Below are 18,655 nucleotides of genomic sequence, written 5' to 3' on the forward strand. Positions count from 1 at the left end.
CCCGCCGCTCCCGGTGTCGTCCGTGCCCACGTCGACGGCGCGGACCTGCTGTTTCGGTGTCTGAGTCGCTTCGCTGTGCACGAGCGGCACTCTTGTGGTGGGTGTAGGGGGCAGTCAATAGCTGATACGGCTGGTCTCGGTCACTGAGACGTACGTGCGACGAGGGCCACCGGAGGGGTCTGCCCCGTTTCGCCCCGAGCGTGTACGTTCTCCGCCATGGCGGAATACATACTGGTGGCAGGCGCGTGGCTCGGCTCCTGGGTATGGGAGGACGTGGCGCGGGACCTGCGGGCCGCCGGACACGGCGCCCACCCCCTGACCCTCTCCGGCCTCGCCGACAAGCAGGACGTCCCCGCCGGGCAGCAGACCCACGTGCGCGACATCGTCGACGAGGTCGAACGCCTCGATCTGCGCGACGTCGTCCTCGTCGGGCACAGCTACGCCGGCATCCCCGTCGGCCAGGCGGCCGAGCGGATCGGCGACCGGCTGGCCCGCGTCGTGTTCGTGGACGCGGTCGTGCCCGTCGACGGCGAGTCGTTCGCCTCCCTGTGGTGGCAGGGCCGGCAGGCGTTCGAGGGCATCCTCGACGACGGCGACGGCTGGTGGCTGCTGAACGCGGCGGAGTTCGACGGGCAGGGGCTCGACAGCGAGCAGGTCGCCAGAATCGCGAGCGGCGGGACACCGCATCCGGGCGCCACCCTGACCGAGTCCGCCGTCCTGGAGCGCTCGCTCGGCGAGCTCCCCGCGACGTACGTCAAGTGCCTGCTGGACGGCGAGGAGCCGTCCGACGACGTGACCGACCTGCTCAAGAGCGAGCGCTGGCGGCTCGTCGAGATGGACACCGGGCACTGGCCGATGTTCTCCCAGCCGCGCGAACTGGCCCGCATCCTGCACGCGAGCGCGACCGGCAGGCCCTAGGCCTGCCGGGGCTTCCCGGACCGCGGTCCGGCCCTCCGCCCCTCTTTCGCCGCGACATACCGACTGGTTAGTCTGCTGGCGTAGCCAGCTGAGGCGAGCCGGTCCGAGCCGCGGGCGAAGGAGAACGATCGTGGAAACCCTGCACGACAAGGGAGTCGTCGTCACAGGCGGGGGAGGCGGCATCGGGGCGGCGCTCGCCCGCCGCTTCGCCGCCGAAGGGGCGCGCGTCGTGGTCAACGACCTCGACGGCACCAAGGCGAAGGCCGTCGCCGACGAGATCGGCGGCATCGCCGTGCCCGGCGACGCGTCCGCGGTCGTGCCCGAGGCCCGCGAGGCGCTCGGCGGCACCGTCGACGTGTACTGCGCCAACGCCGGGCTCGGCTCCGGCGGCAGCGAGGCCGCGCCCGAGGAGGTCTGGGCCGCGGCCTGGGACGTCAACGTCATGGCCCACGTACGGGCGGCCCACGCGCTGCTGCCCGACTGGCTGGAGCGCGGCAGCGGCCGCTTCGTCTCGACCGTCTCCGCGGCCGGCCTGCTCACCATGATCGGCGCCGCGCCCTACAGCGTCACCAAGCACGGCGCGTACGCCTTCGCCGAGTGGCTCTCCCTCACGTACCGCCACCGCGGCGTCAAGGTCCACGCGATCTGCCCGCAGGGCGTCCGCACCGACATGCTCGCCGCCACCGGCACCGCGGGCGACCTCGTGCTCACCCCCACCGCCATCGAGCCGGACGACGTCGCCGCCGCGCTCTTCGCCGGCATGGCGGAGGACCGCTTCCTGATCCTGCCGCACCCCGAGGTGGCCGCGTTCTACCGGGCCCGCGCCGAGACCCCCGACAAGTGGCTGAAGGGCATGAACCACATCCAGCGGAAGTGGGAGGAGAACGAGCGGTGAACGACTCCATGCCCACCGGGTCCCCGTACGCCGCCAAGCCCTGGCTGGCCCGGCTCAACGACGCCCAGCGCGCCCCCGTCCACCCCGCGCCCTCCGTGCCCGACGCGTTCCGTGCCGCCGTCGAGCGGGCCCCCGAACACACCGCGCTCGCCTACTTCGACGGACGCCTGACCTACCGCGAGACCGACGCCCTCAGCGACTCCGTCGCGGGACACCTCGCCGCGCGGGGCGTCGCACGCGGCGACCGCGTCGCGATCCTCCTGCAGAACACCCCGCACTTCGTGCTCGCGCTCCTCGGCGCCTGGAAGGCCGGCGCCACCGTCGTCCCCGTCAACCCCATGTACCGCACGGCGGAGGTGCGCCACGTCCTCGCCGACGCCGGAGCGACCGCACTGATCTGCTCCGACCGCGCCTGGGAGACGTACCTGCGCGACACCGTCGCCGAATCGCCGGTCCGCGTCGTCCTCACCGCCTGCCAGCTCGACCTCCAAACCCGGAACGACACCCGGGTCCTCGACTTCGAGCGCCTGCCCGTCGCCGACGACGCCGACGACCTCGTCGCCGTCGCACGCCGGGGACTCCCCGCCCCGGCCGACCGCGCCCTCGCCCCCTTTGACGTGGCGCTGATCAGCTATACCTCGGGCACCAGCGGCACCCCCAAGGGCGCCATGAACACCCACGGCAACATCACCTACAACGCGGAACGCCAGCGCACCGGATCCGGCATACCGGAAGGCGCCTGCTACTTCGCGATGGCGCCGCTCTTCCACATCACCGGCATGGTCGCGCAGGTCGCCGCCTGCATCGCCAACGCCGGAACGCTCGCGCTCGCCTACCGCTTCGAGGCCGGCGTGGTCCTCGACGCCTTCGCCGAGCACCGGCCCGCGTACACCGTCGGCCCCTCCACCGCCTTCATGGCGCTCGCCGCCCACCCCTCGGTGACCCGCGCCCACTTCGACTCCTTCGCGATGATCTCCTCCGGCGGCGCGCCGCTGCCCCCGGCCCTCGTCGAGAAGTTCCGCGCCTCCTTCGGCCCCTACCTCCACAACGGGTACGGCCTCACCGAGTGCACCGCCCCCTGCGCATCCGTGCCGCCCGGCCAGGAGGCCCCGGTCGACCCGGTCTCGGGCACCCTCGCCGTCGGCGTCCCGGGTCCCGAGACGGTCGTGCGCATCCTGGATGACCTCGGCGCTGAGGTGCCGTTCGGGGAGCACGGCGAGATCGTCGTCCGCGGCCCCCAGGTCGTCCCCGGCTACTGGCAGCGCCCCGACGCCACCGCCGAGGCCTTCCCCGACGGGGAACTGCGCACCGGCGACATCGGGTTCATGGACCCGGCGGGCTGGCTCTACGTCGTCGACCGCAAGAAGGACATGATCAACGCGTCCGGCTTCAAGGTGTGGCCCCGCGAGGTCGAGGACGTCCTCTATACCCACCCCGCGGTCCGCGAGGCGGCCGTCGTCGGTGTCCCCGACAGCTACCGCGGCGAGACCGTGAAGGCGTACGTCAGCCTCCGCCCCGGCAGCGACACAGGGCCCGACGACCTGACCGCGTACTGCAAGGAACGGCTCGCCGCGTACAAGTATCCGCGCGCGGTCGAGGTACTGGAGGAGTTGCCGAAGACGACAAGTGGGAAGATCCTCCGGCGGGAACTGCGTTCCCGCCCGACCGACAGCAAGTGACGCGAAAGGCAGGTGGCGGCAGTGGCCAGAACGACGGACGGTGACGGCACGCCCGTCCCGCAGCGACTCCTCGCCGCCGCCACCAGGCTCTTCGCCGACCAGGGCTACGACCGCACGTCGGTCCAGGAGATCGTGGAGGCCGCCGGCGTCACCAAGGGCGCGCTCTACCACTACTTCGGCTCCAAGGACGACCTGCTCCACGAGGTCTACGCCCGGCTGCTCCGCGTCCAGCAGGAGCGGCTCGACGCCATCGCCGACGCGGACGCGCCGGTCGCCGACCGGGTGCGCGACGCGGCGGCGGACGTCGTGGTCAGCACGATCGACAACCTCGACGACGCGTCGATCTTCTTCCGCTCCATGCACCATCTCGGACCGGAGAAGAACAAGCAGGTCCGGGCGGAGCGGCGCCGCTACCACGAGCGGTTCCGGGCGCTGATCGAGGAGGGCCAGGAGTCGGGCGTCTTCTCCACGGCGACGCCGGCCGACCTGGTGGTGGACTACCACTTCGGCTCCGTCCACCACCTGTCCACGTGGTATCGCCCGGAGGGCCCGCTCTCTCCTCAACAGGTGGCCGACCACCTGGCCGACCTCCTCCTGAGGGCGCTGCGCGCCCCTTGAGGGGCGCGGGGAACTGCGCGAGCGGCCCTCGACGAGCCGCACTCGCCGCAGGACCTGCCGCGGCAGAGGCGACCGCGCCCCGGCGGGGGCTGAGCGCGCAGTTCCCCGCGCCACTTGGGCGCGCTACACGTACCGTTTGAGTTCGCGCCGCGCCAGCGATCGCTGGTGTACCTCATCGGGACCATCCGCCAAGCGCAGCGTCCTCGCCGCGGCCCACAGCTCCGCGAGCGGGAAGTCCTGACTGACACCCCCCGCCCCGTGCAACTGCACCGCACGGTCGAGGATGTCCACCACCGCGCGCGGCGTCGCGATCTTGATGGACTGGATCTCCGTGTGCGCGCCCTTGTTGCCGACGGTGTCCATCAGCCACGCCGTCTTCAGGACCAAAAGGCGCAGCTGCTCGACGGCGACCCGTGCGTCGGCGATCCACTCCTGCACGACGCCCTGCTGGGCGAGCGGCTTCCCGAACGCCGTACGCGACACGGCCCGCCGGCACATCAGCTCGATGGCGCGCTCCGCCATCCCGATCAGCCGCATGCAGTGGTGGATGCGGCCCGGGCCCAGCCGCGCCTGCGCGATGGCGAAGCCGCCGCCCTCCTCGCCGATCAGGTTGGCCACGGGGACGCGGACGCGGTCGAGGACGACCTCGGCGTGACCGCCGTGATAGTGGTCCTCGTAGCCGTACACCCGCATGGCGCGCCGGACTTCGAGCCCGGGGGTGTCGCGCGGGACCAGCACCATCGACTGCTGGCGGCGGATGTCCGCGCCGTCAGGGTCGGTCTTGCCCATCACGATGAAGATCTTGCAGTCCGGGTTCATCGCCCCGGAGATGTACCACTTGCGGCCGCTGATGACGTACTCGTCGCCCTCGCGCTCGATGCGCGTCGTGATGTTCGTGGCGTCGGAGGAGGCGACCTCCGGCTCGGTCATCGCGAACGCCGAGCGGATCTCACCGGCGAGCAGCGGCTCCAGCCACTGCTTGCGCTGCGCCTCGCTGCCGAACTGCGCGAGCACCTCCATGTTGCCGGTGTCGGGCGCGGCGCAGTTCAGCACGGTGGGGGCGAGTTGGGGTGAGCGGCCGGTGATCTCGGCGAGCGGCGCGTACTGGAGATTGGTGAGCCCGGCGCCGTGCTCGGCATCGGGCAGGAACAGGTTCCACAGCCCCTGCCTGCGCGCCTCGGCCTTCAGCTCGCCGACCACGGCGGGGGTGTCCCACGGCGAGGCGAGCGCGGCGCGCTGCTCGTCGGCGACGGCCTCGGCCGGGTACACGTGGTCGTCCATGAAGGCGAGCAGCTTGTCGCGGAGCTCTTCGGTGCGGGCGTCGAATGCGAAGTCCACGGAGGATCAGCCTTCCTGAAGGGTCGTCAGCCCGTGCCGGACGAACACGGGCACCAGCTCGCCGATCCGGTCGAAGCCCGCGCCGACCGTCTGGCCGAGTGTGTAGCGGTAGTGGATGCCCTCCAGGATCACGGCGAGCTTGAACCACGCGAACGCCGTGTACCAGGAGACGGCCGACACGTCGCGCCCCGAGCGTGCGGCGTACCGCTCGATCAGCTCGGCCGGGTCCGGGTGGCCCGGCGCGCCCGCCGTGGTGCTGACGGGGGATTCGGGCACCTCCAGCTTCGCGCTGTACATCACGAGCAGGCCCAGGTCGGTGAGCGGATCGCCGAGCGTGGACATCTCCCAGTCGAGGATGGCCCTGATCCGGCCGTCGTCGCCCATGAGGACGTTGTCCAGGCGGTAGTCGCCGTGGATGACGGTGGGCGCGGGGGAGTCGGGGAGCGAGCGTCCGAGCGCCGCGTGCAGTTCGTCGATGCCGGCGAGCTCGCGGTTGCGGGAGGCGTCGAGCTGCTTGCCCCAACGGCGCAGCTGCCGGTCGAGGAAGCCCTCCGGCCGACCGAAGTCGCCGAGCCCGACGGCCGCCGGGTCGACGGCGTGCAGGTCGACGAGGGTGTCGACGAGGCCGAGCACCGCCTCACGGGTGCGCTCGGGGCCGAGCGGCGCCAGCTCCTCCGCGGTGCGGTACGGGGTTCCGTCCACGAACTCCATCACGTAGAACGGCGACCCGATGACCGTCTCGTCCTCGCAGAGCAGGACGGGCGCGGGCACCGGCACGTCCGTGGGATGCAGTGCCGCGATCACCCGGTGCTCGCGCTTCATGTCGTGCGCGGTCGCGAGGACGTGGCCAAGCGGCGGGCGCCGGACCACCCAGCGGGAGGTGCCGTCCGTGACGGCGTACGTGAGGTTGGACCGGCCGCCCTCGATGAGCCGGGCGGAGAGCGGGCCGCCGACCAGGCCGGGCCGCTCGCGGTCGAGGTGGCCGCGCAACTGGTCGAGGTCGAGGCCCGGCGGGTGGTCTGAGCTCATCTTCGCTCCTGATCGGCGTGGTGGTGGCGTGCCACTGCTTGCTGGCTGCCCTACATGATGCCGACCAGTCGGTATGCCGTCCAGAGGCTACCGCGCCCCGTCGCGGGGCGCGGGCGGGAGGTGGGGGAGTGATCTCAGTGGTCGTCCCAGTGCCCGTCGTGCGACGCGTGCCGGTGGCCGTCGTGCAGATAGTCGACGTGGTCGCCGTGGGTCACGGAGTCGTGGCCGCAGCCGTCGCCATGCTGGTGGTCGTGGCCCTGGTGGGCGGTGTGGCCGGTCGGCTCGCACTCGTCGTAGTGGTCGGAGTGCAGGCGGTGCATGTGTCCGTCGTGCGCGTAGTCGACGTGGTCGCCGTGCGGCACCTCCGGATGGCCGCAGGCCGGGCCGTGGACGTGGTCGTGCACCGGGTGTTCGTGGTGGAGGGTGGTCATGGCGCGCACCTTCTGTGGCTTCGGGGAGGGGTGACCCTCTCAGGCTAGCCCCCGATGCCCCTTTATTTCCTTTATGCGAGTCTTGTCAGTCTCGTCGGTGTTTCCCCTGACCTCCGCGAAGGCGACCCCTCATGAAGGCGATCAGTTACCGCAGCTACGGCGGGCCCGAAGTCCTCGAGTACGGAGAGGTGCGCGACCCGAAGGTCGGCCCCGACTCCGTCCTGGTGAAGGTCCGTGCCGCCGCAGTGAACCCCGTCGACTGGAAGTGCAGGGAGGGCCACCTCGACGGCCTCCTCGACCCCGTCTTCCCCGTGATCCCCGGCTGGGACGTCTCCGGCGTCGTGGTCCAACCGGGCGCGGCGGCACCGGAGTTCGCGGTGGGCGACGAGGTCATCGGCTACGTGCGCGAGGACTTCCTCTCCCGCGGCACGTTCGCGGAGTACGTCGCCGCGCCGATCCGCACCCTCGCCCGCAAGCCGCGCAACCTCACCTTCGAGGAGGCCGCGGGGCTGCCGCTCGCCGGGCTGACCGCGTACCAGGTCGTCAACCAGGCCCTTGAGGTCACCGAGGGCGACGTCGTCCTCGTGCACGCGGCGGCGGGCGGCGTCGGCTCGATCGCCGTGCAGCTGGCCCGGCACGCGGGCGCCCGCGTCATCGGCACCGCGAGCGAACGCAACCACGACTACCTGCGCGAGCTGGGCGCCGAGCCGATCACGTACGGGGACGGCCTGGTGGACCGGGTCCGCGGGCTCGCCCCGGAGGGCGTCGACGCGGCGTTCGACACGGTGGGCGGCGACACGCTGAAGGCGTCCGCCGAACTCCTCTCGCCCGGCGGCCGCCTCGCGTCCATCGCGGACGGCGGGGTGATCGGCCTCGGCGGCCACTACTGCTTCGTACGCCCCGTCGCCGCGGACCTCCAGCGCCTGTCCGAACTCGCCGAGCAGGACGTCGTGACCGTCCACGTGGACAAGACGTTCCCGCTGGAGCGGGCGGCCGAGGCGCACCGGCTGAGCGAGGAGGGGCGGACCAGGGGGAAGATCGTGGTGACGGTGGAGTGGGCGGACTGAAGGCAGGCTTCGCGTGGTGATGCTCCTCAGAGGAGCATCACCACGGCGCACAGCGCCAGCGCCACCGTGCACAGTGCCGCCCCCCGTGCCGCCCGCAGCGACATCGTCCGGGGCCGGGGCGCCGTCAGCGTGACCATCCGGCGGTGCGCCACCGCCAGGAAGCCGAGCCAGAGCAGCAGGCACAGCGCGCACGCGAGCACGCCGAACGCCGTGGCCCCGCCGTGCAGAACCGCGCGGGCCGCGAGCACCGCGGCCACCGTGCACGACAGGGTCGTACGCCGCCACGCGAGACGGGTGCGCTCCGGCTGCAGTCCGGGATCACGGACCCGCGAGGCCCCGGACCCGGCCCCCTCCGTCACCCCTCCCACCCGAACAGCACGACCACCACCATGGCGACCGCGACCACCGCGACGGCCAGGCTCAGCACCGTCGGGAAGCGGCTGGACGGCAGGTCCTCGCCGCGCCGCATGGCCCGCTCGCACCGCACCCAGTGGTTGACCGCGCGCAGCGAGCACAGGACGCCCGAGACGAGCAGCGCGAGCGCGAGCCCGATCCGCCACCCCCAGCGCAGGTCCGGCAGGAACTGGTCCACGGCGAAGCCGCCGCCGATCAGCGCGAGCGCGGTGCGCAGCCAGGCGAGGAAGGTGCGTTCGTTGGCGAGGGAGAAGCGGTAGTCGGGGGTGTCGCCGTCCTCGCGGATCCGCTCTGGCGCGAACCACAGCCTCAGGCTCTGTACGAAATTGCTCACGGCCGCACCCTAGGCGGTCTCGATCAAGCCGCGCCGATCCGCACCGCGTCGGTCACGCCGCCCGAAAGGCCCGCAGCCGGTGGTAGGCGTCGAGTCCGTCCGGTACCCACTCCCACTCGTCGAGCCGTCGCTCCAGCTCCTCCTCCGGGACGAAGGCGTGCCAGGCGACCTCCTCGACCTGCGGCCGCACGGGCAGCTCGCAGCGGACTTCGTAGAGGTACGACCACCAGGACTTCCCGGCGCCGTCGTCGTACAGGAACTTGAACAGCGGGGTCGGGCGCGGCAGTCCGTGCACGCCGAGCTCCTCCTCCGCCTCGCGCAGCGCCGCGTCGTCGTAGGACTCCCCGGCCCCGACCACGCCGCCGACGAACATGTCGTACAGCGAGGGGAAGACGAGCTTGGTCGGGGTGCGGCGGTGCACGAAGACGCGGCCCTCGGCGTCGCGCGCCAGGATGAACGTGCACCGGTGGCGCAGCCCGCGCGCGTACGCCTCGCCGCGCCGGGCCTCGCCGACCACCTCGTCGTGCTCGTCGACGATGGTGATCAGCTCTTCGCTGGGGTCGGGCGCGGGCCCGCTGTCGGCGGTCATGCGCCCCATCCAACCCCACCCCCGTGCGACGGGACCGGAGGGGCGGTCACTGGCCCATGACGTACTTCACGGTCGGCCCGGCCGTCCAGCCGCCGTCGACGGCGAGCTCGGCTCCCGTGACGTAGGAGGCGGCGTCGGAGAGCAGGAAGACCATGGCTCCGGCGATCTCGTGCGGCTCGCCGACCCGGCCCATCGGGGTGTTGGGGTACTTGCCCTCGCCCTTCTCGATGCCGACCTGGGCGGTCATCGGGGTGTACGTCATGCCGGGGTGGACGGAGTTGACGCGGATGCGGGCCGTGCCGAGCTCCACCGCGCCGATCTTGGTGAGGCCGCGCACGCCCCACTTGGACGCGCCGTAGCCCGCGGTCAGCGCGAGGCCCATCAGACCGGCGGCGGACGAGATGTTCACGATGGAGCCGCCCCCGGCCTCCTTCATGGCGGGCACGGCGGTCTTCATGCCGATGAAGACGCCGGTGAGGTTGATGTCGAGGACCTTGCGGAAGTGCTCGACGGACTCCGACTCCAGGAACTGGCCGGTGGATATCCCGGCGTTGTTCACCAGGCCGTGCAGGCCGCCGAACTCGGTGACGGCGAGGTCGACGACGCGCTGCCAGTCCTCCTCCGACGTCACGTCGTGGCGCGCGAACCGGGCGCGCTCGCCGAGCTCGGCGGCGGTGGCCGCGCCCTCGTCCGCGAGGACGTCGGTGAGGACGACGTTGGCGCCCGCGGCGACGGCCTGGCGGGCCGCCTCCGCGCCGAGGCCGCGCGCGGCGCCGGTGATGATGACGGTGCGGCCGGTGAGGTCGTGCCGGCTGTCGTGCTGGCTCATGCGGTGTCTCCAGGGGTGCGATGCGGGGCCCGCAGCAGCGCTGCGGTGGTCTCGACGAGATCGGCGAGGAAGACGTCCTCGCCGGTCAGAGGGGTGGCGTCGGCCAGGTACTGGCGTGCGCGGTCGCCCAGCGCGGCGCCGACCACGGTGAGCGCGAGGTCGAGCCGTTCCAGGCGGAGCGGCTCGGGCAGGGCGGGGGCGAGGGAGACGAGGCAGTCCTCGATCCGCCCGATCAGCGTCCAGTAGACGGTGCCGTCGAGGGTGGGGTGCGGGGTACGGGTGCGGACGCCGCTCTCGTGGCTGAGCTGGGCGGAGATCCGCAGACAGCGCCGCCCGCGCTCGGTGCGGAGCTCGGTGGCCTCGGTGCGGACGAGGGCGGTGAGGAGCCCGCGCAGGCCGCTGTCGTCGCCGGCGCGGTCGAGCTCGGCGGTGAGGACCTGCTCGGTGCGGTGCTGGCGGGCGGCCATCACGGCGTCGAGGAGCCCGGCCCGCGAGCCGAAGTGGTACTGGACGGCGGAGGGGTTGCTCTGCCCCGCGATCCGCACGATGTCCCGCAGCTGGGCCCCGTCCACGCCCTGGGCGGCGAAGACCTCTTCCCCGGCACGGATGAGCTTCTCCCGGGTCTCGGGACCTGAGGTTCTGGCCATGGATTGATACTAATGCTGCCCATTATTAAAAAGCGAGCGAAACGGCATCCGCGATGGCAGCAGCCCGTCGGGCAGGTGTTTCAGCCTGTCCGGCGTTTGAGGACGAGCCAGGCGGAGCCGGCGATCGACGGGGCCTCGGCCGGAGGTCAGTCCCGCACGGTGACGTGAGGAATCCGCTCGGGCCGCCCGGCACCAGGCATCGCCGGATGCAGCCCCAAGAGCACCACCCCCGCCACGATCGCCGCGAGCCCCGCCGCCTCCCAGGCGAGCGCCCCCGTGTCCGCGCGCAGCCGGTCGCCGAGGAAGCCGACGCCGCAGGCGATGCCGGCCAGCGGCTGCGCGGCCGTCAGCGCGGGCAGCGACATCCGCAGCGGCGCCGTCTCGAACGCGCTCTGCACCAGGACGAGGCCCACCACGCCGAGCACGAGCACCCCGTACGGCTGCCATCCGCCGAACAGCTCCGCGAACCCGCCCTCGGAGAACCGCTGTCCGCTGACCCGCGTCAACGCGTCCTGCACCCCGTACAGCAGCCCGGCCGCGACCGCGAGCAGCACGGGGGCGGCATGGAGACGGGACTTCTTCGCGTACGCCGTCAGGAGCAGCGCCCCGCCGATCATCGCGCCGACGATCAGCCAGTGCCGCGCAGGATCGGTCACCGCCTCGCCGCCGCGTGGCTCACCGGCCACGATGAACGCCGTGACGCCGCCCGCGAGCAGCGCGAGGCCAGCCCAGCCCTGGCGGCCCAGCGGCTGCTTGGTCTGCAGGCGGGAGAGGCCGAGGGCGAAGAGCAGATTCGTGGCGAGGAGCGGTTCGACGAGCGAGATCTCGCCGCGCCCGAGGGCGACCGCGCCGAGCGCCATGCCGCACACCATCAGGCCGATCCCGGCGAGCCACCGCGGCACCCGCACCAGGTCGAGGAGCAGCCGCGGCGAGAGGAAGTCGCCCAGCGGGGCGTGGCGCGCCGCGTTCTGCTGGAGGACGAAGCCGACGCCGAGGCAGCAGGCGGCGCCGACGGCTAGGACGAGAACCAGGAGCGACACGTCACCTACCGGACCGACGAGCGGAGCTTGGATGAGGGCAAGGGATCAGGCCGACGATAACCGCCGCCCGCAGACCCCGCGTACCGGAGCTTGACGAACTTCCCCGCCCTGTCGGTTGACGTCCGTCACTCCGCTATCCAGGATCTGACCTGGGTGCGAGATGACCCACCAGTAACCTTGCGGGACCTTGTCGAGGAGGACGACCTCAATGGCGTACGACGCAGATGTGATCGTGATCGGGGCAGGGCTCGCCGGACTCGCGGCGACCGCGGAGCTCGTCGACGCGGGCCGCCGGGTCGTCCTCGTCGACCAGGAGCCCGAGCACGCGATCGGCGGTCAGGCGCACTGGTCCTTCGGCGGTCTGTTCTTCGTCGACTCGCCCGAGCAGCGGCGGATGCGGATCAAGGACTCGCACGCCCTCGCCCTCCAGGACTGGATGGGGGCGGCGGCGTTCGACCGCCCGGAGGACCACTGGCCGCGCAAGTGGGCCCAGGCGTACGTCGACTTCGCGTCCGGCGAGAAGCGGTCCTGGCTGCACGGGCAGGGCGTCAGGTTCTTCCCCGTCGTGGGCTGGGCGGAGCGCGGCGGCTACGACGCCCAGGGCCACGGCAACTCGGTGCCCCGCTTCCACATCACCTGGGGCACGGGCCCGGGACTGCTCGCCCCGTTCGTGCGGCGGGTGCGGGCCGGGGTCGACCGCGGTCTCGTCCAGCTGCGGTTCCGGCACCGCGTCACGGGTCTCTCGCGCAGCGCGGGCGATGTCGACACGGTCACCGGCGAGGTGCTCGAACCGTCGGCCGTCGAGCGCGGCGAGGCGAGCAGCCGCGTGGTGACCGGCGACTTCGAGTTCCGTGCGCAGGCGGTGATCGTCACCTCCGGCGGCATCGGCGGCAACCACGACCTCGTCCGCGCCAACTGGCCCGAGCGCCTCGGCACCCCGCCCCGGAGGATGATCTCCGGCGTGCCGGCCCATGTGGACGGCAGGATGCTCGGCATCGCCGAGGACGCGGGAGCGCACCTCATCAACCGCGACCGCATGTGGCACTACACCGAGGGCATCCAGAACTGGAACCCCATCTGGGACCGGCACGGCATCCGCATCCTGCCGGGCCCCTCCTCGCTCTGGCTCGACGCGCGCGGCGACCGCCTGCCCGTGCCGCTGTTCCCCGGGTTCGACACGCTCGGCACCCTCGAACACATCATGGGCACCGGGCACGACTACACGTGGTTCGTGCTCAACCAGCGCATCATCGGCAAGGAGTTCACCCTCAGCGGGTCGGAGCAGAACCCCGATCTGACCGGCAAGTCCGTGCGCGGCGTCATCGACCGGGCCCGCTCCGAAGTGCCGGGCCCCGTCAAGGCGTTCATGGACCACGGTGTCGACTTCGTCGTGGAAAAGGACCTGGGCGCCCTCGTGCGCGGCATGAACGCCCTCACGGAGAAGCCCCTCATCGACGAGGACACCCTGCGCCGCACCATCGCCGCGCGCGACCGCGAGATCGCCAACCCCTTCACCAAGGACCTCCAGGTGATGGCCGTACGGGGCGCCCGCAAGTTCCTCGGCGACCGGCTCATCCGGGCCGCCGCCCCGCACCGCATCCTCGACCCGAAGGCGGGCCCGCTCGTCGCCGTCCGCCTCAACATCCTCACCCGCAAGACGCTCGGCGGCCTGGAGACCGACCTCTCCTCGCGCGTCCTGACCGAGGGCGGCGAGCCCCTGCCGGGTGTGTACGCGGCCGGGGAGGCCGCCGGATTCGGCGGCGGGGGAGTGCACGGCTACCGCTCGCTCGAAGGGACCTTCCTCGGCGGCTGCCTCTTCTCGGGCCGCACGGCGGGCCGCGCCGCCGCCCGCGCGGTGCGGTGAGCGCGGTCCAGCACGCTTCGAGCGTTTCTCCAGTACGGGGTGGTAGGGGAGTTCGCCCAGGTGAAGGATGAAGTCTGCACATTCTGAGACGAGTTGGTGAAGGCGCTGAGACCACCGGGCCTTGACGGGGGGCAGTGCCTACCGCTTTGCTGTGCGTGATCATCCGTACGCAAGCCGCCTCGGGGAGGACGTCCCGCGGTGTCACCACCCCCGCCCCCACTGGGCCGTTCCCGCAAGAAGGCCGCAGGGCACGCCTTCGACGCCGCACTCGACGACGCCGAACTCGTCGCCGCCCGCGCGGCCTTGGCGCAGGGCCGCTGGACCGAGGTCCGGGCGCTGCTCGCCGCCACCGGCGACGACTGGGACCGCAGGGGGCACCGCTTCGACGTCCTCGCGCAGGAACCCACCACCACCGCGTGGGCGCGCGACTGGCGGCTCGCCGAGCCCGAGAGCCACGACGCCGAGGTGCTGCTCGCCTTCGCCGCCGTGCACAAGGCGCTGCGCGGGAAGGAACGTTCGGGCAAGGTGCGCGAGCGGTGCCGCGAAGCCGCCGCCCGCGTGCCCGCCGACCCCACGCCGTGGCTCGCGCTGCTCATGCTCGAACGCGCGCTGGGCCACGAGGAGGACGTCGTCCGCCTCTTCGACGAGATCAGGCACCGCCACCCCGAACACCACCACGCCCACCACCTGATGGTGGCCCGCCTCGCCGAGCGCCGCCCCGGCGCGGGCCAGGACCCCATGCACGAGGTGTACGACTTCGCGTCCTGGGCCGCCGAACAGGCCCCCGCCGACTCGCCGCTCGCCGTCCTGCCCGTCGTCGCGCACGCCGAGCGCTACCGCGTCCTCGCCCACGCGGGCCTCGAACCCGCCGACCCGGCCGCGTCCGGGCACTGGGTCGGGCGCCGCGCCCGTGGCGTCATGAAAGCCGCCTTCGACTGGTGGCTGGAGTGGGAGGCACCCGACGAGCCCGGCCACCCCCGCTGCCACGTCGACCTCAACTTCCTTGCCCACGCGAAGTCCTGCGAGGGCAGGGCGGCCGAAGCCGCCGCGCTCTTCCACCGCATCGGACGGCACGCGACCCCGGCCCCCTGGTCGTACCCGGACCGGGACCCGTACCCGGCGTTCACCGCCGCACGGGCCGCCGCGTACGGCTCGGCCTGAAGCCTGAAGCTTTCTCCGCAACCCCTGAAAGGACAACCGCGCCATGGCGACGGGAAGTTCGACCCCGAGCGGCACCAGATCCCCCGGCGAACCGGCGGGCGCCACCGGGATCAGCACGTACAAGGGACAGGAGCAGGCCCTCCGCGCGGGCCGGCTCGGCACCGCGGGGCTGCTGCTCTCCGTGCTCGCCGCGACCGGCCCCCTGATGGTCGTCGCCGGCGTCATGCCCACCACGTACGGCGTGATGGGCATCGTCGGACAGCCGCTCCTCTTCCTCATCCTCGGCGTCGTCCTCGCCCTCTTCAGCCTCGGGTACGCCGAGATGAGCCGCCACGTGCACAACGCCGGCGCGTTCTACGCGTACATATCCCGCGGCCTCGGCGGCACGGCGGGCGCGGGCGCCGCGCTGGTCGCGCTCGTCGCCTACAGCGCCCTGCAGGCGGGGCTGTACGGGCTGCTCGGCTTCGAGGTGTCCGGTCTCCTCCAGACGTACTTCGAGGTCGAGGTCGCCTGGTGGGTTCCCGCGCTCGTCGCCGTCGCCGTCGTCGCGGTCCTCGCCTGGATGAAGATCGACCTCAACGCGCGCGTGCTCGGCGTGCTGCTCCTCATCGAGGTCGCGCTCGTCGTCATCTTCGACATCGCCGCCGTCGTCGACCCGGCCAAGGAAGGCCTGTCGCTGCACGCGTTCAACCCGGACACGCTCACCGGCGCGGGCGTCGCCACCTCGCTCTGCTTCTGCATCGCGGCCTTCACCGGCTTCGAGCAGGCCCCCGTGTACGCGGAGGAGACCAGCCGCCCGCAGGTCGTCGTCGCCCGCGTGATGTTCTTCGCCGTCGGCTTCGTCGCCGTCTTCTTCGCCCTCAGCTCCTGGGCGCTCACGGTCGCCGCGGGCCCCTCCGGCATCGTGCCCGCCGCACAGGAACAGAGCGCGGGGCTGCTCTTCGGCCTCACCGAGTCCCGGCTCGGCGGCACGTTCACCGACGTGCTCCACGTCCTCTTCGTCACCGGCATGTTCGCGGCGATCCTCAGCTTCCACAACGTCGTCGCGCGGTACGCGTTCGCGATGGGCCGCGAGGGGCTGCTGCCCGCCGCGTTCGGCCGCACGAACACGTCCACGGGCGCGCCGGGCACGGGCTCGCTGCTCCAGACCGTCGTCTCCGTCGTGGTGGTGATCGGCTTCGCACTCGCCGACGACGGGAAGGCGGGCGATCCGACCGCGCCCGTCCTGCACCTGTTCACGTGGGGCGGCAACATCGGCGCGCTCGGCGTGATCCTGCTGATGGCCACGGCGTCCGTCGCCGTCATCGTCTTCTTCGCCCGCAGGGGCGCGGCCCGCGCCCAGGCCTGGCGCATCACGGCCTCCGCGCTCGCCGCGATCGGCCTCCTGATCATCGCCGGCTACACCGTCAAGGACTTCGACGTCCTGGTCGGCGCGGGCCCCGACTCGGCGCTGAGCTGGGCGCTGCCGGGGATCATCTTCCTGGCGGCCGTGGTGGGCGTGGTCTACGGGGCGGTCCTGCGGGCCAGGAACCCGGCGGCGCACGCGCGGATCGGCCTCGGCAACGAGGCGTTCCAGCTGGAGAAGGCGCGCTCCTCGCCGGGGGCGTAGCGGTCCCACGGGGCTCGGTGATCACCGGCTCCGCCGAGTTCGTCCTCCATCGCCGGACGGGCCGAACTCGCTGCGGCCGCGCTGGAATCTCCAGCGCGGCCGCAGTCGTGTTCCGGTGTTCCCCGGCGCAGCTAAATGATCAGTGAAAGCAGCAGCACCAGGCCGCCCGCCACCACGGAGATGATCGTCTCCATCACGGACCACGTCTTGATCGTCTGGCCGACGTCCAGGCCGAAGTACTCCTTGACCAGCCAGAATCCCGCGTCGTTGACGTGCGAGAAGAACAGCGAGCCCGCACCGATGGCGAGGACGAGCAGGGCCGTGTGCGACGTCGACATGTCCGCGGCCAGCGGAGCCACCAGGCCCGCCGCCGAGATCGTCGCCACCGTCGCGGAACCCGTAGCGAGCCGGATCGCCACCGCGATCAGCCAGGCCAGGAGCAGCGCCGGGATCGACCAGTCCTTGGAGAAGTCCAGGATCATCTGGCCCACGCCCACGTCGATGAGCGTCTGCTTGAAGCCGCCGCCCGCGCCCACGATCATCAGGACGCCCGCGATCGGGGCGAGCGACTTCTCGACGGTCGTCGACAGGCGGTCCTTGGTGAACCCGGCCGCGCGGCCCAGCGTGAACATGCCCACGATCACCGCGGCGAGCAGCGCGATCAGCGGCGACCCGATGACGTCGAAGACCCGCTGCACGGTGGCCTCGGGGTCGTCGACCACGATGTCCACCAGCGCCTTGGCCAGCATCAGGACGACGGGCAGCAGCACGGTGGCCACGGTCGCGCCGAAGCCGGGGCGCTTCTCCAGGTCCTCCGAGGGACGCTGCGGGATCATCTTCTCGGGGGCGGGGACGTCCACCCAGCGCGCCGCGACCTTCGAGAACAGCGGCCCGGCGATGACCACCGTCGGAATGGCGACGAGGACACCGAGCGCCAGCGTCACGCCGAGATTGGCCTTGACCGCGTCGATCGCGACGAGCGGGCCGGGGTGCGGCGGGATGAGCCCGTGCATCACGGAGAGACCGGCGAGGGCCGGGATGCCGATCCGCATCAGCGAGTAGTTGCCGCGCTTGGCGACCATCAGGACGACCGGGATCAGCAGCACGATGCCGACCTCGAAGAAGAGCGGCAGGCCGATGACGGAGGCGATGAGGACCATCGCCCACGGCATGGCGCGCCCGCCCGCCTTCGCGAGGATCGTGTCGACGATCTGGTCGGCGCCCCCGGAGTCCGCGAGCAGCTTGCCGAGGATCGCGCCGAGCGCGATGAGCACGCCGACGCCCGCGACCGTCGAGCCGAGCCCGGCGGTGAAGCTGGTGATGGCCTTGTCGAGCGGCGCGCCCGCGAAGGCCCCGAGCGCGAGCGACCCGACGGTCAGCGCGAGGAACGCGTGCAGCTTGAACTTGGTGATGAGCAGGACGATGACGGCGATGCCCGCGAGGACGGCGATCCCCAGCTGGGCATGGCCCGCCGAGGTGATCGGCTCGACGGGGTCCGCTGCCAACATCTCGACGCTGAGATGGGTCACGGTGCTTTCCTTGTACGTGGGTGGGTCGTGCCCCGATAGGGGCGCGGGGCTGTTACATATGCGGCTCCGCCGCGTGGGCGCGACCAGCCACATGCGGCCCGCAGACGAAGTGCCTAGTCGAGGTCCCTCAAGGCCACGACGGCCCGGTCGGCAATCTCCTCCGGGGACCCGGCGACGTCGACGCCGACGCCCACCTCATCCGCCCCGAGAGGCTCCAACGTGGCGAACTGCGAGTCGAGCAGCGCCGTCGGCATGAAGTGACCCTGCCGATGCGACATCCGGTCCTCGATGAGGGCCCGGTCACCGGTGAGGTGTACGAAGACGAGGCTGTCGACGTCGGGCGCGGCCGCCCGCAGCCGGTCGCGATAGCTGCGCTTCAGTGCGGAGCTGCTGACCACCCCGCCGAGCCCGGCACGCCCGTGCGCCCAGGACCCGATCGCGTCGAGCCAGGGCCACCGGTCGTCGTCGGTGAGCGGCGTGCCGGACGACATCTTCTGGATGTTCTCCGGCGGGTGGAAGTCGTCCCCCTCGGCGTACGGAACGCCGAGTCGGTCCGCGAGCAGGGGGCCGATCGTGGTCTTGCCGGTCCCTGCCACGCCCATGACTACGACGACGTGGGGGGTGCGCCGTTCCTGCATCGCGTCCTGCCTCGCTGTCTTCATCG

Annotated in this window: 19 protein-coding genes; 8 read left to right on the forward strand and 11 right to left on the reverse strand. The window is 72.1% G+C overall.

The window, feature by feature from the left end:
- The first annotated feature begins 216 nt into the window (after positions 1 to 216).
- From DEJ48_RS31385 to DEJ48_RS31400, 4 genes are all read left to right on the forward strand, one after another.
- The gene (locus DEJ48_RS31385; RefSeq protein ID WP_150219548.1) at positions 217 to 918 is read left to right on the forward strand and encodes an alpha/beta fold hydrolase; all 702 of its coding nucleotides are present in this window, start codon (positions 217 to 219) and stop codon (positions 916 to 918) included.
- A 127-nt stretch (positions 919 to 1,045) separates the two neighbouring features.
- Positions 1,046 to 1,813: an SDR family oxidoreductase gene (locus DEJ48_RS31390; protein WP_150219549.1), complete on the forward strand. Its 768-nt coding sequence runs from the start codon at positions 1,046 to 1,048 to the stop codon at positions 1,811 to 1,813.
- Positions 1,814 to 1,821: 8 nt separating this feature from the next.
- The gene (locus tag DEJ48_RS31395) at positions 1,822 to 3,492 is read left to right on the forward strand and encodes a class I adenylate-forming enzyme family protein (protein ID WP_150221512.1); all 1,671 of its coding nucleotides are present in this window, start codon (positions 1,822 to 1,824) and stop codon (positions 3,490 to 3,492) included.
- Between the two features lie 21 nt (positions 3,493 to 3,513).
- Entirely contained in the window at positions 3,514 to 4,110 is a 597-nt protein-coding gene (locus tag DEJ48_RS31400; RefSeq protein ID WP_150166023.1) for a TetR/AcrR family transcriptional regulator, read from the forward strand.
- A 123-nt stretch (positions 4,111 to 4,233) separates the two neighbouring features.
- Here DEJ48_RS31400 and DEJ48_RS31405 read toward each other — a convergent pair whose 3' ends face one another.
- The 3 genes from DEJ48_RS31405 to DEJ48_RS31415 form a co-directional block, all read right to left on the reverse strand.
- A complete protein-coding gene (locus tag DEJ48_RS31405) occupies positions 4,234 to 5,448 on the reverse strand; it encodes an acyl-CoA dehydrogenase family protein (RefSeq protein WP_150219550.1) in 1,215 nt (404 codons plus the stop codon).
- Between the two features lie 6 nt (positions 5,449 to 5,454).
- The gene (locus tag DEJ48_RS31410; RefSeq protein WP_150219551.1) at positions 5,455 to 6,477 is read right to left on the reverse strand and encodes a phosphotransferase family protein; all 1,023 of its coding nucleotides are present in this window, start codon (positions 6,475 to 6,477) and stop codon (positions 5,455 to 5,457) included.
- Between the two features lie 134 nt (positions 6,478 to 6,611).
- Complete coding sequence (locus DEJ48_RS31415) at positions 6,612 to 6,908, reverse strand: hypothetical protein (RefSeq protein WP_150166017.1); 297 nt, start codon at positions 6,906 to 6,908, stop codon at positions 6,612 to 6,614.
- A gap of 131 nt (positions 6,909 to 7,039) precedes the next feature.
- Here DEJ48_RS31415 and DEJ48_RS31420 point away from each other — a divergent pair, with 131 nt between their 5' ends.
- Entirely contained in the window at positions 7,040 to 7,975 is a 936-nt protein-coding gene (locus DEJ48_RS31420) for an NADP-dependent oxidoreductase (RefSeq protein WP_150219552.1), read from the forward strand.
- Between the two features lie 26 nt (positions 7,976 to 8,001).
- On the opposite strand, the gene DEJ48_RS31425 is transcribed toward DEJ48_RS31420, so the two are convergent.
- From DEJ48_RS31425 to DEJ48_RS31450, 6 genes are all read right to left on the reverse strand, one after another.
- Positions 8,002 to 8,334: a DUF202 domain-containing protein gene (locus DEJ48_RS31425; protein ID WP_223832266.1), complete on the reverse strand. Its 333-nt coding sequence runs from the start codon at positions 8,332 to 8,334 to the stop codon at positions 8,002 to 8,004.
- Entirely contained in the window at positions 8,331 to 8,723 is a 393-nt protein-coding gene (locus tag DEJ48_RS31430; protein ID WP_150219554.1) for a YidH family protein, read from the reverse strand. Before DEJ48_RS31430 ends, DEJ48_RS31425 begins: the two co-directional genes overlap by 4 nt.
- A 52-nt stretch (positions 8,724 to 8,775) precedes the next feature.
- Positions 8,776 to 9,312: an NUDIX hydrolase gene (locus tag DEJ48_RS31435; protein WP_150219555.1), complete on the reverse strand. Its 537-nt coding sequence runs from the start codon at positions 9,310 to 9,312 to the stop codon at positions 8,776 to 8,778.
- A gap of 46 nt (positions 9,313 to 9,358) precedes the next feature.
- Positions 9,359 to 10,141 (reverse strand): glucose 1-dehydrogenase, encoded by a 783-nt coding sequence (locus DEJ48_RS31440; RefSeq protein ID WP_150219556.1) that lies wholly within the window; start codon positions 10,139 to 10,141, stop codon positions 9,359 to 9,361.
- A complete protein-coding gene (locus DEJ48_RS31445) occupies positions 10,138 to 10,788 on the reverse strand; it encodes a TetR family transcriptional regulator (protein ID WP_150219557.1) in 651 nt (216 codons plus the stop codon). Before DEJ48_RS31445 ends, DEJ48_RS31440 begins: the two co-directional genes overlap by 4 nt.
- A gap of 146 nt (positions 10,789 to 10,934) precedes the next feature.
- Positions 10,935 to 11,828 (reverse strand): DMT family transporter, encoded by an 894-nt coding sequence (locus tag DEJ48_RS31450; RefSeq protein WP_150219558.1) that lies wholly within the window; start codon positions 11,826 to 11,828, stop codon positions 10,935 to 10,937.
- A 208-nt stretch (positions 11,829 to 12,036) separates the two neighbouring features.
- On the opposite strand from DEJ48_RS31450, the gene DEJ48_RS31455 reads away from it, so the two are divergent.
- From DEJ48_RS31455 to DEJ48_RS31465, 3 genes are all read left to right on the forward strand, one after another.
- The gene (locus tag DEJ48_RS31455; RefSeq protein ID WP_150219559.1) at positions 12,037 to 13,692 is read left to right on the forward strand and encodes an FAD-binding dehydrogenase; all 1,656 of its coding nucleotides are present in this window, start codon (positions 12,037 to 12,039) and stop codon (positions 13,690 to 13,692) included.
- Between the two features lie 198 nt (positions 13,693 to 13,890).
- Positions 13,891 to 14,853, forward strand: a complete 963-nt coding sequence (locus DEJ48_RS31460; protein WP_150219560.1) for a hypothetical protein — start codon at positions 13,891 to 13,893, stop codon at positions 14,851 to 14,853.
- Positions 14,854 to 14,896: 43 nt separating this feature from the next.
- Positions 14,897 to 16,462 (forward strand): APC family permease, encoded by a 1,566-nt coding sequence (locus DEJ48_RS31465; protein WP_150219561.1) that lies wholly within the window; start codon positions 14,897 to 14,899, stop codon positions 16,460 to 16,462.
- A 131-nt stretch (positions 16,463 to 16,593) separates the two neighbouring features.
- On the opposite strand, the gene DEJ48_RS31470 is transcribed toward DEJ48_RS31465, so the two are convergent.
- Together DEJ48_RS31470 and DEJ48_RS31475 are read right to left on the reverse strand one after the other, a co-directional pair.
- Positions 16,594 to 17,991, reverse strand: coding sequence for a gluconate:H+ symporter (locus tag DEJ48_RS31470; protein ID WP_150219562.1), 1,398 nt, complete (start codon positions 17,989 to 17,991; stop codon positions 16,594 to 16,596).
- Positions 17,992 to 18,104: 113 nt separating this feature from the next.
- A complete protein-coding gene (locus DEJ48_RS31475) occupies positions 18,105 to 18,629 on the reverse strand; it encodes a gluconokinase (protein WP_150221513.1) in 525 nt (174 codons plus the stop codon).
- Positions 18,630 to 18,655: the final 26 nt, after the last annotated feature.

The sequence above is a fragment of the Streptomyces venezuelae genome, from assembly GCF_008642315.1.
Taxonomy (GTDB): Bacteria; Actinomycetota; Actinomycetes; order Streptomycetales; family Streptomycetaceae; genus Streptomyces; species Streptomyces venezuelae_D.

Excerpts from the sequence above, each read along its gene's own strand:
- DEJ48_RS31385 (WP_150219548.1), top strand. The coding sequence starts at position 217 with ATGGCGGAATACATACTGGTGGCAGGCGCGTGGCTCGGCTCCTGGGTA.
- DEJ48_RS31410 (WP_150219551.1), bottom strand. The coding sequence starts at position 6,477 with ATGAGCTCAGACCACCCGCCGGGCCTCGACCTCGACCAGTTGCGCGGC.
- DEJ48_RS31475 (WP_150221513.1), bottom strand. The coding sequence starts at position 18,629 with ATGCAGGAACGGCGCACCCCCCACGTCGTCGTAGTCATGGGCGTGGCA.
- DEJ48_RS31440 (WP_150219556.1), bottom strand. The coding sequence starts at position 10,141 with ATGAGCCAGCACGACAGCCGGCACGACCTCACCGGCCGCACCGTCATC.
- DEJ48_RS31395 (WP_150221512.1), top strand. The coding sequence starts at position 1,822 with ATGCCCACCGGGTCCCCGTACGCCGCCAAGCCCTGGCTGGCCCGGCTC.
- DEJ48_RS31455 (WP_150219559.1), top strand. The coding sequence starts at position 12,037 with ATGGCGTACGACGCAGATGTGATCGTGATCGGGGCAGGGCTCGCCGGA.
- DEJ48_RS31415 (WP_150166017.1), bottom strand. The coding sequence starts at position 6,908 with ATGACCACCCTCCACCACGAACACCCGGTGCACGACCACGTCCACGGC.
- DEJ48_RS31435 (WP_150219555.1), bottom strand. The coding sequence starts at position 9,312 with ATGACCGCCGACAGCGGGCCCGCGCCCGACCCCAGCGAAGAGCTGATC.
- DEJ48_RS31445 (WP_150219557.1), bottom strand. The coding sequence starts at position 10,788 with ATGGCCAGAACCTCAGGTCCCGAGACCCGGGAGAAGCTCATCCGTGCC.
- DEJ48_RS31420 (WP_150219552.1), top strand. The coding sequence starts at position 7,040 with ATGAAGGCGATCAGTTACCGCAGCTACGGCGGGCCCGAAGTCCTCGAG.
- DEJ48_RS31465 (WP_150219561.1), top strand. The coding sequence starts at position 14,897 with ATGGCGACGGGAAGTTCGACCCCGAGCGGCACCAGATCCCCCGGCGAA.